We start from the raw sequence: 13,918 nt of genomic DNA, 5'->3' as shown, positions 1-13,918 counted from the left end.
CCCATCGGCACGTTACGCGACAAGGAGCTGGCGTAAATGTCCAGTTACGCGACCGATTGTGGTAGCGCGACCGCTCTGACCTGCGAATTTGTCCGGCGCCGCGAGAGTTTCGCGGTGCCGGAAGGTCAGCGTCGAGTGAGCGGCGGGCGCAATCGGAGATGTTCGCGGAGCGTGGTGCCCGTGTACTCGGTGGGGTAGGAGCCGCGCTCCTGCAGCTCCGGAATCAGCCAGTCGACAATGTCGTCCAAACCGGTCGGCACCAGATACGGGGTGATATTGAAGCCGTCGCTCGCACCGTGCCGGACCCAGCGGGTCAGCTCATCCGCGACCTGCCCGGGGGTGCCCGCGAAACCGAAGCGCGCGGTGGTCTCGATGGCCACCTGACGCAGGCTCAGTCCGCGCGATTCGGCGAGCTCGCGCCACTGCCCGGCAATCGCGACCCGATCCTGGCCGTCGCGTTGCGCGCCCCGGGTGCCCGAAATCACCGACTGCTCAGGGTCTTCCGCGGGCAATGGCCCGTCGGGATCGAGATGGGACAGATCCCGGCCCCAGACCTGGCCGACCAGCGATAGTGCGGTCGCACCGGTGATCTGCTGCTCCAGCACCCAGCGCTTCTTCTCTTCTACCTCCGATTCCCGTTCGGCCAGCACGATCTGGGTGCCCGGCAGAATGCGGATATCGTCGGCCGGACGGCCCGCCGCGACCAGTCGCGTCCGGATATCGTCGGCGAATTCGCGAGCCGGTTCGAAGTTGGTTCCGAAGGGCGAGAAGATGACTTCGGCATGGGCCGCCGCGAAATCGCGGCCCTGGGAGGAGACGCCGGCCTGGAAGATCACCGGATGACCCTGCGGACTGCGCGGCAGAGTCGGTGTGATGGCGACCTGGAAATGATCGGTATCGCGCTCGATGGTCCGCACCGCGCCCGGTGTCAGCCAGGACGAGCTGCGCCGGGACGGGGCAATCGCCCTGTCGGACCAGGAATCCCAGATCTCGCGGGCGGTTGTGAGGAATTCCGTGGCGCGCTCGTAGCGGTGCGCGTGGTCCAGGAACCCGCCGCGCCGGAAGTTCTCGCCGGTCCAGGCATTGTCGGTGGTGACGACATTCCAGCCCGCCCGGCCTTCGGAGAGTAGATCGAGTCCGGACAGTCGCCGCGCCAGATCAGCGGGTTCGTTATAGGTGGTGTTCTGCGTGGCTACCAACCCGATTCGATCGGTGAGCCCCGCCAGCGCCACCAGCTGGGCGATCGCATCGGGGCGGCCCGCGATATCGGTGTCGAGCAATTGCCCGTCCTGCTCGCGCAGGCGCAGGCCCTCGCCGAGGAAGAAGGCATCGAAGAGCCCGCGCTCGGCGGTGGTGGCCACCCGGCGGAAGGTCTCGAAGTCGATCTGCGAGCCGCTGCTCGGATCGGACCAGACGGTGCTGTGGTTGACGCCCTGGAAGAAGACTCCGAAATGCACTCGGGCATCGGGGAAGGGGACCTCGGTCATCGCGTGAGCTCCTTGGCGTAACGGTTGGCAGGCCGGGACAGTCCGAGATTCGCGCGCAGAGTCGAACCGGGAACGGGGCGGTGCGCGATGCCCGCACGCAGCAGGGCGGGCAGGACATAGCGGGCGAGGACGGGGAGGTCCTCGTCGAGAACCACGGGGTGCAGGCGGACGCCGTCGGCGTGTGCGGACAGCTCCGTGAGCAAGACGACAAGATCGGCCGCACTGCCCGAGAAGTGCAGCGGGACGGGGCGATTCGTAGTGACATCGGAGCCGAGATCGGCCAGTCGCTCGGCCGCGGTCTCGGTGGGCGTGTCCAGCGCGACCGTGAGATCGACCAGCACGCGCGCCGCCCCGGACTCTCTCGCACGCTGTACCGCCGCCACCGCGTCCGATGGCTGCGCGCCACTCACCAGCGCCACGTCGATGCCGGATTGCTCTGTGCCGTAACCGAATACCACCACCTGCCCCTGGGGCGGGCGCGGCACTATGGACGGTCCCTTCACCGAGAACGTCTCGCCGATGAAGTCGATATGGTGCAGCCGATCCCGGTTCAGGAACTTGCCGGCGGCATAGTCCCGCACCACCGCATCGTCCTCCCACGAGTCCCACAGCCGCCGCGCGACCTCGATGGCATCGCCACGCTCGTGCCGGATGTCGTCCTCGGTGACCCGCGGCGCCGCACCCCAGGTCCGCGCGGTGTCCGGGTCATCGGCGGCGAGCCAGCCCGCACGGCCTCGGGAGGCGTAGTCCAAAGTCGCCAGCTGCGTAGAGATATGGAACGGTTCGCCGTAGGTGGTGGCGACGACGGGCACCAGCCCGATGGTGCTGGTGGTGGCCGCCACGAACGAGGCCCGGCCGATCGCGTCGATCCGGCCCGCGATCTCACCGGCGGGGGCGATCGAATCGTCGAAGGTCGCGAAGGTGAACCCGGCATTCTCGGCCGCGGCCACCTGCGCGCGCAGTCTGCGCGGGCTAAGTAACAGGGTGGGCTCGTGCCCGGCGCGACGCCACGCCCTCGGGTGATATCCCTCGCCGTCGAGCTCGATTCCCACTGCGAACAGGCTCTTCCGGACTGCGCTTTCGCTCGCCATACGTTCGACGATTGTCGAACTTGGCGACGGTCGCCACGGTTGCCGTCAGCGTGATCCGAACTTGGCCGCGATCTCCTGTGCGGTCACCTTCGCCAGCTCCACGAAGAACGGCACTCGCTCGGGAATCATCAGGGTGATGGGCCCGCGCAGTCCGAGCGCGAAGCGGCACGGGGCGGCGCTGTCGCGCGGATCGAGGAGGGGCAGCCCGATGGTGCGGAACCCGGGATCGAGTTCCTCGTCGTTGTAGGCGTATCCGCGTTCGCGGGTGGTGGTCAGTTCGCGGCGCAGTTCGGCGGGGCCGGAGACCGAGCGCTCGGTGCCCTCTTCGTAAGGGAGGCCGCGCAATTCGTCATCGGTGGTCGCAGACCAGGCCAGCAGCGCCTTGCCGAGGGCGCTGGCGTGCAGCGGCAGGCGCACGCCCTGTAGTGCGTGACCATCGGTTTCCCGCCAGCGGCTGGTGCCCAGCAGTACCGCGTGGATATTGTGCCGCGTCGCCACCGACGCACTGGCGCCGGTGGTATTGGCCAGCTGTTCCAGATGCGGCTCCGCGAGATAGATGCGGTGCTGCCGGTAGGCGATCTGCCCGTATTCGGCGAGTGTGCCGCCCATGCGGTACCGGCTGGACACGGTGTCCTTCTCCAGGAAGCCCGCCTGCACCAGCGCGGCCAGCAGGCGATGGGTGGTGCTGACGGCGAGCCCCTGCTGCCGTGCGATCTCCGAGACGCCGCGCTCTTCGCCGCCTCGGAAACAGTCCAGGACGGACAGGGCGCGGGCGACGGTCTGTACGCCGGAAGCTTCCACGGGGCCGACGCTAACACAGCCGCGGACCCGCAGCGGCCGTTCGGCTTTCCGATAGGTGGAAAGCCAGGCTAATAGCAGGGATTATCGCGCTGTCAAGCTTTCCAATCCTCGGAAAGCATTACCTGGCCGTGACCCCACCGCCGTCCCTACTCTGCGGAGGCATTGATCGACAATCCGGAACAGGAGCCTCCACGATGTCCCGCAGGCGAGCCCTCATGCGTATCGCGATCGCGATCGTCCCCATCGCCGCACTCGTCGCCGGGTGTAGCTCCGGTTCCGGTGGTGGCGGCAATTCGTCCATCGTGCTCAAGGTCGTCGACCCGGGCAACGAGGGGCCGATCGCGGTCGGCAAGCGGGACGGCACCTTCGATGCCGCGCTCGCGCCGCTCGGGGTGAAGATCCAATGGGTCCCCACCACACCGGGTTTCAGCTCCATGCTGAAGTTGTTCAATACCAAGGAACTCGACGTCTCCGGCGCGGCCTTCAGCCCCGTGGTCGGTGCGCTGTCCAAGGATGTCGGCGTGCGGATCGTGGCGGTGCAGGACCCGGCCGGTCAGGATCAGAGCGGAATCATCGCCTCACCGGGGTCCGGCATCCATACGGTCGCCGATCTGGTGGGCAAGCGCGTCGCGGTGAATCCCGCCGCCAAGGGCGAGTACATCCTGCTCAAGGCGCTGGCGCAGGCGGGCATCCCCGCCGATAAGGTGACGCGAGTTCCCTTGCAGCAGAAGGACGCCGCCTCCGCCTTCGCCAGCGGGAAGATCGACGCCTGGGCCTCGTTCCTGATCCCGTACCAGGAGGCCAAGGCCAACGGCGGCGTCGAGATCGCCACCGAGAAGAGCATCGGCTCCAAGGACAACAGCGTCGTGGTGTTCCGCACCGAGGTGCTCGACCAGCATCCCGAGATCGCGGCCAAGTATCTCCAAGTGCTGCAGGGACTTACGGCCAAGCAGCGGGCCAATCCGGCCGACTTCGAGAATGTCTTCGACAAGACCGGCCCCACAGCGCTTTCCGGCGCGCGGCTCGCGGACGCTGTCCGTGTCGGCAGCGAGGCCACCGTGCCGCGCCTGCCCTCCACCGCTGATGCGTCGGATCTGGGTGACGTGGTCACTACGTTCTTCGGCAATGGTGTGATCACCCGCCAGATCACCGCCGGCGATATCTTCTACGACCTGCAGTCCAAGCTGACGCCGGAGCAACTGGCGGCGGTCAAGGTGGGCAGCTGATATGGCGGTGATCTCGGGAGCTGTCACCGACCCCGTCCGCGCTGAGCCCGTACGCGCCGATCCGGTGCTGGCCCCGCCGCGCAGCCGGATCGAACGGCGCAGGCCCGCATGGCTTTCCGTACCACTGCGGTTCCTGCTGCCCGCGCTGATCTTCGCCGCCTGGTGGATCGCCTCGGCGACCGGGACGGTCTCGCCGCAGGTGCTCGCCGGACCGCCCAAGGTGTGGGCGGCCTTCACCGAGCTGGCCTCCAGCGGTCAGCTGGTGGATTTCGCGCTGGCCTCGCTCACGCGTGCGGCCGCCGGTGTCGGCCTGGGTGTGAGCGCCGGGCTGGTGCTCGGCCTGCTGGCCGGGTTGTCCAGTCTCGGTGAGGAACTCGTCGATTCGACCATGCAGATCGTGCGCGCCGTGCCCTTCCTGGCGCTGGCGCCGCTGTTCATCGCCTGGTTCGGCATCGACGAGACGTACAAGGTGCTGCTGATCGCGGTCGCGACCATCGCGCCGATGTACGCCTACACCTATCTCGGTGTCCGCAATGTGGATCGCAAAATGGTCGAGGCGGCACGGAGTTTCGGCCTGCGCGGGCCGCGGCTGGTGCTCGAGGTGATCCTGCCTTCGGCGCTGCCGGGAATTCTGATGGCGCTGCGAGTCTGCCTGTCCATCAGCATTACCGGGCTCATCGCGGCCGAACAGGTCGGTACCCGAGAGGGTGTCGGCTATCTGGTGACGCTGGCGCAGGAATACAACCGCACCGACTACATGGTGCTGTGCGTCGTGCTGTACGCGGCGCTGGGCCTGATCTTCGACGTCGTGGTGCGGATCATCGAGAAGTTCTCGATGCCGTGGCGCAAACAGGTGGCGATTCGATGAGCACCGCCGTATCGATCACCGGATTGCGGAAGTCGTTCGGCGACAAGACCGTTCTCGACGGTGTTGATCTCACCATTCGGCGCGGTGAGTTCGTGGTACTGCTCGGGCCCAGCGGCACGGGTAAGACGACACTGCTGCGCCTGCTCACCGGGCTCGAGGTCCCGGACGCGGGGGAGGTGCTGGTACCGGCGCGGCGCACCACCGTCTATCAGGAGCCGAGACTCATTCCCTCCAAGCGCGTGCTGGGCAATGTTGTTGTGGGCCAGCGCCGTTCTCGCGAGAATCGGGAGGCGGGGCTGCGGGCGCTCGCCGAGGTGAATCTCGACGGCAAGGCCCGGCAGTGGCCGGCCACCCTCTCCGGCGGTGAGGCGCAGCGGGCGGCGCTGGCCCGCGCGCTCGTCCGGGAACCCGAATTGCTTTTGCTGGACGAGCCTTTCGCGGCTCTGGACGCACTCACCCGATTGCAGATGCAGGATCTGGTGGGCGATCTGGTCGCCCGGCACCGTCCGGCCGTGCTGATGGTGACCCACGATGTCGACGAGGCGATTCGCCTGGCCGACCGGGTGCTGATTCTCGACCGCGGTCGCTTCGCCGTCGATCTCACCATCGACCTCCCGCATCCCCGGGACCGCGCGGATCCCGAAACCATCCGCTACCGCACCGAATTCCTCGATCAGCTCGGCGTCCACTGAGACCCGGCTGCTGACACCTTCGTCTTATCAGGAGCGCTCATGACCGAAACCCTTTGGTACACCCGCTGCCCCGTCCCCACCGCCAGCGGTCTCGCGAACAGCCTCGGCTGGCTGGGCGAGACCGCCGGTGCGGCCGGACTGGAATTCGGTGTCCTGCAGGACGCCGGGCCCGAACTGGCCGCGCACCATTTCCTGCATGATCTGTCCGGCCTGGTCCGGGAAGGCGGCAATGTGCCCGCTCTCGCGGCTCGTGCGCAAGGCTCGCCGACCCGGCTGATCGGACTGACCTGGATCGACGAGGCGCAGGCCATTCTCGTCGGGCCCGATGCCGAGGTTGCCGGTCCGGCCGAACTCGCCGGACTGCGGGTGGGCGTCCCCGCCTGGGCGCAGGACCAGGCCCGCAGCTTCCCCCGCGCCATGGCGCTGCACGGTTTCGCGAGCGCGCTGCGCCTGGGCGGGCTCACCCTCGCCGATGTGACCGTCGTCGAGGTCGGCACGGAGCGGAACCCGCAGGTGCGCACCGCGGCCCGCGCCGAGGGCCGCATGACGACGTGGGGCGTGGAGGAGTTGCTGCGCGGCGAGGTGGATGCCATCTACGTCAAGGGCGCGCGGGCACAGGAGGTCGCGCGGGAGCACGGGCTGCGGGTCGCGGTCGATCTCGACGCCACCGAGAGCAAGCGGCTGCGGGTCAACAATGGCACTCCGCGCCCCATTACCGTGCATGCGGATCTGCTGGAATCGCGGCCCGAGGTCGTGATCGGATTCCTCGCGCAGAGCCTGCGCGCCGCCGATTGGGCTGCGGGCAACCTCGAGGCGGTGCGCGAGGTGCTGCAGCGCGAAACCCTGTCCGGCCCCGAAGGTGTGGTCGCGGCCTATGGCGAGAACTTCCACAAGGATCTGCACCCGTCGCTGTCGGATGAGCGCGTCGAGCTGATCGGGATCCAGAAGCAGTTCCTGTACACGCACGGCTTCCTGGCCGCTGACTTCGACCTTGAATCCTGGGTCGCCCGTGAGCCTTTGGAGCGGGCCCGTGAGCTCGTCGAGTCGGGGAAGGTGCTCGCGTGACCGAGTTCCTGTGGCGGCTGCCCACCCAGGGTGACGGGCGGCATGCCGGGGCGGCGACGCGACATCGCGGCGGCTTCGGCGGGCCCGCGCCGGTCACCCCGGCCACCGATGTGCGTCCGGGCCGGTTCGGACCGTTCGATGACCTGCACCAGATCATCGATGCCGCAGAGCTTTCCGGTCTCGACGGCGTACTGGCCCCCTATGATCCGCTCGGCGAGGAATCGTGGATCGTGGCGGGCGGGGCGCTGCGCGCCACCCGGCACGCCCGCGTGATCGTCGAATTCCAGCCCGCCTTCGGTACTCCGGTGTATGCGGCGAAGGTATCGGCGACGCTGCAGCAGATTTCCCGGGGCAGATTGTCGTGGCGGATCGCCGTGGAGACCGAGGAAGCCGATGCCCGGGCGCGGGGCGATCGGGTCACCGGCGACGACCGCTACGCGCGCGCCGCCGAGTTCTTGACCGTGGCGCGGGGGGTATGGAACGAAACCCCGGTCCCCGGTGCGGGATTCAAGGGCACCGGCTTCGAATTCGACGGCGAGTACTTCGATGTGATCGACGGGGGCTTCCGCGGCATTCTGTCCGGGCTGCCGTTCCCGACCGTGTACCTTTCCGGCACGTCGGCGCAGGCGCTGGAGCTTTCGGCGCGGCACGGCGATGTGCACGTGTTCACCGAAACACCGGACGGCATCACGGCATCGGTTACGGAGCTGCGCGAACGTGCGGCGGCCGCGGGGCGGACCGTGCGGGCCGGGCTCGAAATCCCGGTCATCGCCAGGGAAACCGAGCAGGAGGCGTGGGCGCGAGCGCACCGCCAGTGGCGCGAGGTGCACCCCGAAGACCCGTCCGGCGACTTGGCTCTCGGCGACGGCCGCTGGGCCGGATTCGCCGAACTCGGCTACTCCCAGCCGGTGGGCCTCGTCGGAAGCTATGAGCAAGTGGCGCAGCGGCTCTCGGGTTATATCGAGGCCGGAATCGAATCCTTCGTGCTCGTCGGGCATCCCCATATCGAGGAAGTGCACCGCACCGGCGAACACCTGCTGCATCTCGTCGATCCGGCCGGGCGCACCCTGGCCGCCCAGGAGGCCACGGCATGACCATCGACATCTACTGGCGCATCGGCATGGAGGGCGACCACGCGTCGCTGCGCACCCCGCGCCGGTCCAACCGCGGGCACGCGGGTGGTTACGGACCCGGCAATATCGCTCCCGCCATCCGTGACGGCGAACTCGACGGGTACGGCTATATCGACCATATGGCCGCTGTGGCAAAGGCTTCGGAGTCGGCGGGATTCCTCGGCGGGCTGCTGCCGTCGTTCCCGGTCACCGATGACCCGTGGGCGGTGGCCGCCGCGCTGGCCCGGGAAACCACCACCTACCGGTTCATGGTCGCGTTCCAGCCCGGGTTCCTGCATCCGGTGCAGGCGGCGCGTATGTCGGCGAGTCTGCAGCGGGCCACCGGGGGGAGGCTGGTCTACAACATCATCAGCGGGGGCGGCGGTCCTGCCCAATTGTGGTGGGGCGACAAGGTTTCCCACGATGACCGGTATGCGCGCACCAGTGAGTTCCTGGATGTGCTGCGCGGCGTGTGGGACGGTGCACCGTACGACTATGACGGCCGGTTCTTCCACACCGAAGGCGCCGCGCTGCCACCGGGATTGGCAGGTCAGCCGTTTCCGGAGGTGTACTTCTCCGGGTCGTCGGGCGCAGCCGTGCAGGCGGCGGGCCGCCACTCGGATTACTACCTGTCCTGGCTCGAGCCGTATGCCGATCTGCGTGCCAAGTTCGACGGGGCCCGTGCGCACGCCGAAACCTTCGGACGCACACCGAAGTTCGCGGTGCGCATCGATATCGTCGCCCGGCACACCGAGGAGGCGGCCTGGGCGGAAATCGAGAAGGGCTGGGCCTTCGTCGACCGTGACGCGGCGAATCGGGCCGCCCAGGGCGACTCCGTCGGCGCGGCGCGCATCAAGGGCTGGGTGCCCGAAACCATCACCGGCTACCACGATCTCGAGGTACAGCCGAATATGTGGTGCGGCTTCAGCCTCATTCGCGGCGGCCCCGCCTTCGGCCTGGTCGGCAGTTACGAGCAGGTCGCCGAGCGCCTCGACGAACTGATCGACCTCGGCGTGGACGCCTTCATTCTCGCGGGCAATCCGCATCTGGAGGAGGCGTACCGGGTCGGCGAGGAGGTCCTGCCGCTACTGGGCCGTTCCCGCCTCACCGCGCCGAATTCCGAAGCAGCACTGTCTTTCTCCCGCTAACCACTTCGATCCCAGGAGCATTCATGTCCCTTCGTGTCGGTTATTTCCCGCACAACAACTCCCTGTTCGTCCTGCGCCACCGCGGCATTCTGGAAACCCGCCTGCCCGATGTGGAATGGGTCGACCTGCGTGCTCTGCCGGCCACCGAGCGCGTCGACCCGAAGACGGGTCTGCCGTCGCTGCACTCGGATTGGCTGTTCACCGAGGGCGGCTACGACTTCATCGGCACCGGTTTCACCCCGCCGGTCACCGGTCTGGCCAATGGCCGCGACCTCGTGTACGTCGGCATTTCGGGCCCGCGGGTGGAGAACGGCCGTCTGGTCACCAAGGCGGACAGCGGAATTCGCACCCCGGCGGATCTGAAGGGCAAGCGGGTCGGCATCGCGCACGGTTCCTGGCAGACCACGCTGCTGCTCTTCGCCCTGGAGCAGGCCGGTCTCACCTGGTCCGACGTCGAACCCATCGATACCGATGTGCGTGACGGCGCCGCCCTGCTGTCCGGCGACCTCGATGCCTGGGTCGGCGCGTACCCCAGCCTGGCCGACGTCGAAGCCGCCACCGAACTGCACACCCTGGTCGATACCGAATCGGTCTTCAGCCACCCGTCGCTGTGGTTCACCCGTCGCGATGTGGCCGAGAACAATCGCGAAGCGCTGGAGGCGATTATCGCGTCGCTGCAGGAGTCCGACGCCTGGATCACCGCCAACCCGCGCGAGGCGGCCCAGTACTTCGTCGACGATGTTGTCGCCCGTGGCGGCAAGGCCGACCTCGACGCCTGGGAAGCCGCCCTGCGCGGCCGTCCCTTCGGCGTCAACGCGGTGACCGAGCAGTTCCTCGACGAGCAGCAGCACGCGGCCGATCTGCTGGCGGCGAATGGGCTGCTGCCGCAGACGATTCGCGTCCGCGACGCGGTGCTGCCGTGGATCGGCGAGGCGGTCGAGGCCACCAAGTCCAGCGCAGCCGTCTAATCCTTCAGCTTCTGGGCGACATCAGTCCCCAGTAGGCTCGCGGTGGAGCGGATCGACCCAGTACACGGCGTCGGGCCGCTCCACCGGTTCTATATCGAGATTGACGACCACGGCCTCGCTTCCACTGCGCACCAGCACGCATTCCAGCGGCTCCTCGGTGCTGGCGTTGATCTCCTGGTGGGGCACATACGGCGGGACAAAAATGAAATCCCCGGGCCCCGCCTCCGCGACGAACTCCAACTGCTCACCCCACCGCATTCGAGCGCGTCCCCGAAGTACGTAGATCACACTCTCCAGCGCCCCGTGATGGTGCGCCCCGGTCTTGGCATCCGGATGAATCGTGACCGTCCCGGCCCACAGCCGCTCCGCACCCACCCGCGCAGCATCGATGGCCGCCGCCCGGGTCATCCCCGGAGTCTGCGGCGTATTCGAATCCAGTTGATCGGCCCTGACCACACGTACGCCGTGTTCACGCCAGTCATTAGCATCCGCCATCACATACCGCCCTTCGATTCGCCGCGGACTTCATCGTAGTTGTTCGGGTGGGAAGAGGTTGGTGGTGGTTCGGATAAAGAACAAGATAAAAGACGCCTGGACAAGAAGAGAGCAAGACATAAGAACAAGAACAAAAGATAAAACCCGAATATTCTGAATAGCCTTATATCACAACGTGATTCGCCTTTCCGGGTCTGTTTCCCCGGAGTAGAATAAAGGCATGGAATCAAGGGAAGAAACCGCAATCACGACCGGTGCAGCCGCACTGGTCGCGGCGGTCGATTCCCTCACCACTATGTCGTTGATTCCGTTGCCCGACACCGACATTGTCGAGTTGATGCAGCAGATCGAAACCAGCACCCGCCGGTTGGCATCCGTGCAACGGGACCTGATCGTGCAAGCGTGTGCCCGGTCGCTGCCCACCAAGAACGGTTCCGGGAGCCCGGCCCTGTATTTGCAAGCGGTGCTGCACATCTCGCACGGGGACGCGATCAACCGGTGGCGCACCGCCGAAGACCTCGCCGTCTGGCACCGCGTCGGTGACGAACCCGACCCGGCCCCGATACTGCCGTGCTCGGCCCAGGCTCTCGATGACGGGGCGATCTCCCTCGACCATGTGCGGGTGATCCGGCAGGTCATGAACCGGCTGCCCAGCAAAATCCCCGCCGAAGCCCGCGCCTACGCCGAAGAAGAACTGGCCCGGCAAGCGCGCGCGTTGGATCCGACGCATCTGCCTCGGATCGGAGAGCGGATCCTCGGTTACCTCGACCCCGACGGCAAACTCACCGATGACGACGACCGCCAACGGCTGCGGTCGGCGAGTGCGAGCCCGCAACGCTACGACCTGATGTCCACCCTCACCGTCGAACTCACCCCTGATGCGCGTGGGGCGTTCGATGCGGTGATGGCCAAGCTGGCGCGCCCGGGCATTTGCAACCCCGCCGACAAGGAAAGCCCCTGGGCCGAGGACGAGGACAACCCGATACCCCGGGACGTACTCGAAGCCTGCGCCGCCCGCGACGAACGCACCAAGGTCCAACGCCAGCACGATGCCCTCTTGGCGGTGCTGCACCCGGACTTCAACCCCGCCAAGCTCGGCTCCCACCGCGGCCTGCCCGTCTCGACCATCCTCACCATGAGCATCGAAGACGTGGAACGCGTCGCCGGGGTCGCGACCACCGCGACCGGTGGGACGGTGCCCGTTCCTGAGGCGTTGAAGTTGGTGGCCCGCCGGTCCAAGACGTTCGTGCTGGTGAAGAACAAGGACGGCATGCCCCTGCACCTGGGCGAAGCCCGCCTGGCGAACCCGGCACAACGGTTGGCGTTGATCGCTACCGAACGCGGCTGCACCCGTCCGGGTTGCTCGGCTCCGGCGAGCATGGCGGCGGTGCATCATGTGACCGAGTTCTGCAAGGGTGGGCGCACCGATATCGAGAACCTCACTCTCGCCTGCGATCACTGCCATGCCCTGGTGAAGGGCGGCCCGCGCGGGTGGAAGACGATCAAACTCGGTGCGGATTCGGACTTCCCGGGTCGTACGGCGTGGATCGCGCCCGCGCATGTGGATCCGTCCGGGACTCCGCAGGTCAATCACCTGCATCACCCTGGCGAGTTGATGGGTGAGGCTCCGCCGTCGCTGCGCCCTGGCCGGGTGTGTCGTGCCTGGGGGTTGTCCCCGGTGCGGTACCGGGTGTTGCGTCGGGTCGCCCCACCGTCACCGCGACAATAGGTTTCCCGCCCCTTGTGTCACCGACAGGATCATCCTGTCGGTGCTACAGGTCGTTGCCGGACAGGGTATTTCGGGGTTTTGTTCTTTGAGTCTTTGGTTTTTTCGTCCTGTGTCTCTGAAACCGGACCACAGCCGGTCGACCGAGCCGGTACCGCAGGTACCTCCCCTTGGCCCGGGAGGTAAACCGGGTACCCCACCTGACGCCACCAGCACAGCCATCTCGGGCCCTGCCCGCACCCAGAAACCCAACACCGCCTTTCGGCACAATCAACCCAGGTGCACCGACGTTTTCCATGCCGAATTCTATAGTGGTCGGAAGAGCCGTTCGGTCCCGGAATCGGTTGTGGTGTCGATGATTTCGGTCAGCACCGCTCTCACTGCCTCTACGTGTTCTTTGCCCACTCGGGCAATCAGCTTCTGCTCGTAATCGGCGTGAAATCGGCGGACGGTGTTCAGCATGTCGTGGCCATGAGCCGAGAGGTGCAGGAGTTTGGCGCGTTTGTCGGCCGGGTCCGGACGCCGCTCCACATAGCCGTGGCGGACCATCTCGTCGACGATCTTGGCCGCGCCCTGCGCGGTGATACCCAGGCGCTCTCCCAGCTGGCTTGCGGTAAGCGCATTCTCGGCCAGAGTCCGCAGGACATAGCCGTAGGAAGCGCCGAGGACGCGATGGTCGCGCTCGGCCAGATGCGTGTGCAGCTCCTGGACGAAGGCTTGATACGCCTGCCCGAGCAGGACCCCGAAATCCATCCTTGACGCTCCTTCCCTCGATGTGTTCAACTCTAGTTGAACACCATAGTTGAACACCTTGGTTGAATACTAGGAGTCACAGCATGCCACTCATCAAATCCGCTGACGCACCCGTCTTCGAAGGTCCCCTCATGACCGCCGTCGGCCTGGCCGCCCCCAGCAGAGGCTCCACCGAGAACAGCGTGTGGCGCTTCATCATGCACCCCGGCAACCCCGGTCACGCACACTCGGTCTCGCGGGAGGAGATCTTCATTGCCCTCTCCGGCCGGGCCCGCGCCACCATCGACGGCGAAACCCGCGACTTCTGTGCGGGCGATGCCCTGGTGATCCCGGCGCACACCGTCTTCCACGTGTCCGTGCCGGGCGACGAACCGTTCGAGGCCGTCGCGATCCTGCCGGTCGGCGCCTACGCCCAGGCTCCCGGTGGCGACCGGGTCAGCCCACCCTGGGCCCAATAGTCCACATTCGCAGTCGATTACACAGGAG

Annotated in this window: 14 protein-coding genes; 9 read left to right on the top strand and 5 right to left on the bottom strand. The window is 67.0% G+C overall.

What is annotated here, in order from left to right; all coding sequences use genetic code 11:
* Positions 1-125: 125 nt before the first annotated feature.
* Genes OG326_RS30055 through OG326_RS30045 form a run of 3 tightly spaced genes read right to left on the bottom strand, consistent with a single transcriptional unit; the run spans position 126 to position 3,379 of the window.
* Positions 126-1,487: an NtaA/DmoA family FMN-dependent monooxygenase gene (locus OG326_RS30055; protein WP_327140507.1), complete on the bottom strand. Its 1,362-nt coding sequence runs from the start codon at positions 1,485-1,487 to the stop codon at positions 126-128.
* Positions 1,484-2,578, bottom strand: a complete 1,095-nt coding sequence (locus tag OG326_RS30050) for an LLM class flavin-dependent oxidoreductase (protein WP_327140506.1) — start codon at positions 2,576-2,578, stop codon at positions 1,484-1,486. The genes OG326_RS30055 and OG326_RS30050 overlap by 4 nt, the downstream gene beginning before the upstream one ends.
* A 45-nt stretch (positions 2,579-2,623) precedes the next feature.
* Positions 2,624-3,379 (bottom strand): IclR family transcriptional regulator, encoded by a 756-nt coding sequence (locus tag OG326_RS30045; RefSeq protein ID WP_327140505.1) that lies wholly within the window; start codon positions 3,377-3,379, stop codon positions 2,624-2,626.
* A 194-nt stretch (positions 3,380-3,573) separates the two neighbouring features.
* Between OG326_RS30045 and OG326_RS30040 the strand changes: the two genes are divergently transcribed.
* From OG326_RS30040 to OG326_RS30010, 7 genes are read left to right on the top strand one after another with little or no spacing between them, the layout of a single operon-like run.
* Complete coding sequence (locus OG326_RS30040) at positions 3,574-4,605, top strand: NrtA/SsuA/CpmA family ABC transporter substrate-binding protein (RefSeq protein WP_327140504.1); 1,032 nt, start codon at positions 3,574-3,576, stop codon at positions 4,603-4,605.
* 1 nt (position 4,606) lies between these two features.
* Complete coding sequence (locus tag OG326_RS30035) at positions 4,607-5,473, top strand: ABC transporter permease (RefSeq protein ID WP_327140503.1); 867 nt, start codon at positions 4,607-4,609, stop codon at positions 5,471-5,473.
* Positions 5,470-6,165, top strand: a complete 696-nt coding sequence (locus OG326_RS30030) for an ABC transporter ATP-binding protein (protein ID WP_327140502.1) — start codon at positions 5,470-5,472, stop codon at positions 6,163-6,165. Before OG326_RS30035 ends, OG326_RS30030 begins: the two co-directional genes overlap by 4 nt.
* A 39-nt stretch (positions 6,166-6,204) precedes the next feature.
* A complete protein-coding gene (locus OG326_RS30025) occupies positions 6,205-7,230 on the top strand; it encodes an ABC transporter substrate-binding protein (RefSeq protein WP_327140501.1) in 1,026 nt (341 codons plus the stop codon).
* The gene (locus OG326_RS30020) at positions 7,227-8,324 is read left to right on the top strand and encodes an LLM class flavin-dependent oxidoreductase (protein ID WP_327140500.1); all 1,098 of its coding nucleotides are present in this window, start codon (positions 7,227-7,229) and stop codon (positions 8,322-8,324) included. Before OG326_RS30025 ends, OG326_RS30020 begins: the two co-directional genes overlap by 4 nt.
* The gene (locus OG326_RS30015; protein WP_327140499.1) at positions 8,321-9,490 is read left to right on the top strand and encodes an LLM class flavin-dependent oxidoreductase; all 1,170 of its coding nucleotides are present in this window, start codon (positions 8,321-8,323) and stop codon (positions 9,488-9,490) included. The genes OG326_RS30020 and OG326_RS30015 overlap by 4 nt, the downstream gene beginning before the upstream one ends.
* A 23-nt stretch (positions 9,491-9,513) precedes the next feature.
* Entirely contained in the window at positions 9,514-10,458 is a 945-nt protein-coding gene (locus tag OG326_RS30010; protein ID WP_327140498.1) for an ABC transporter substrate-binding protein, read from the top strand.
* Between the two features lie 21 nt (positions 10,459-10,479).
* Here the strand turns inward: OG326_RS30010 and OG326_RS30005 are convergent, their stop codons facing one another.
* On the bottom strand, positions 10,480-10,953 hold the full coding sequence (locus OG326_RS30005) for a cupin domain-containing protein (protein WP_327140497.1): 474 nt from the start codon (positions 10,951-10,953) through the stop codon (positions 10,480-10,482).
* A 220-nt stretch (positions 10,954-11,173) separates the two neighbouring features.
* On the opposite strand from OG326_RS30005, the gene OG326_RS30000 reads away from it, so the two are divergent.
* Entirely contained in the window at positions 11,174-12,682 is a 1,509-nt protein-coding gene (locus OG326_RS30000; protein WP_327140496.1) for an HNH endonuclease signature motif containing protein, read from the top strand.
* Between the two features lie 303 nt (positions 12,683-12,985).
* Here OG326_RS30000 and OG326_RS29995 read toward each other — a convergent pair whose 3' ends face one another.
* Positions 12,986-13,432 (bottom strand): MarR family winged helix-turn-helix transcriptional regulator, encoded by a 447-nt coding sequence (locus OG326_RS29995; RefSeq protein WP_327140495.1) that lies wholly within the window; start codon positions 13,430-13,432, stop codon positions 12,986-12,988.
* Between the two features lie 83 nt (positions 13,433-13,515).
* On the opposite strand from OG326_RS29995, the gene OG326_RS29990 reads away from it, so the two are divergent.
* Complete coding sequence (locus OG326_RS29990) at positions 13,516-13,890, top strand: cupin domain-containing protein (protein WP_327140494.1); 375 nt, start codon at positions 13,516-13,518, stop codon at positions 13,888-13,890.
* Positions 13,891-13,918 lie beyond the last annotated feature (28 nt).

Origin of the sequence: Nocardia sp. NBC_01327 (assembly GCF_035958815.1) — a bacterium.
Taxonomy (GTDB): domain Bacteria; phylum Actinomycetota; class Actinomycetes; order Mycobacteriales; family Mycobacteriaceae; genus Nocardia.
The sequence above is the reverse complement of the archived record's forward strand: the minus strand, read 5'-3'. Positions and strand labels throughout refer to the sequence as shown.

Bases quoted from the DNA above. Each gene is read 5' to 3' on its own strand.
- OG326_RS30055 (WP_327140507.1), bottom strand. From the start codon at position 1,487: ATGACCGAGGTCCCCTTCCCCGATGCCCGAGTGCATTTCGGAGTCTTC.
- OG326_RS30050 (WP_327140506.1), bottom strand. From the start codon at position 2,578: ATGGCGAGCGAAAGCGCAGTCCGGAAGAGCCTGTTCGCAGTGGGAATC.
- OG326_RS30040 (WP_327140504.1), top strand. From the start codon at position 3,574: ATGTCCCGCAGGCGAGCCCTCATGCGTATCGCGATCGCGATCGTCCCC.
- OG326_RS30035 (WP_327140503.1), top strand. From the start codon at position 4,607: ATGGCGGTGATCTCGGGAGCTGTCACCGACCCCGTCCGCGCTGAGCCC.
- OG326_RS30030 (WP_327140502.1), top strand. From the start codon at position 5,470: ATGAGCACCGCCGTATCGATCACCGGATTGCGGAAGTCGTTCGGCGAC.
- OG326_RS30025 (WP_327140501.1), top strand. From the start codon at position 6,205: ATGACCGAAACCCTTTGGTACACCCGCTGCCCCGTCCCCACCGCCAGC.
- OG326_RS30015 (WP_327140499.1), top strand. From the start codon at position 8,321: ATGACCATCGACATCTACTGGCGCATCGGCATGGAGGGCGACCACGCG.
- OG326_RS30010 (WP_327140498.1), top strand. From the start codon at position 9,514: ATGTCCCTTCGTGTCGGTTATTTCCCGCACAACAACTCCCTGTTCGTC.
- OG326_RS30005 (WP_327140497.1), bottom strand. From the start codon at position 10,953: ATGGCGGATGCTAATGACTGGCGTGAACACGGCGTACGTGTGGTCAGG.
- OG326_RS30000 (WP_327140496.1), top strand. From the start codon at position 11,174: ATGGAATCAAGGGAAGAAACCGCAATCACGACCGGTGCAGCCGCACTG.
- OG326_RS29995 (WP_327140495.1), bottom strand. From the start codon at position 13,432: ATGGATTTCGGGGTCCTGCTCGGGCAGGCGTATCAAGCCTTCGTCCAG.
- OG326_RS29990 (WP_327140494.1), top strand. From the start codon at position 13,516: ATGCCACTCATCAAATCCGCTGACGCACCCGTCTTCGAAGGTCCCCTC.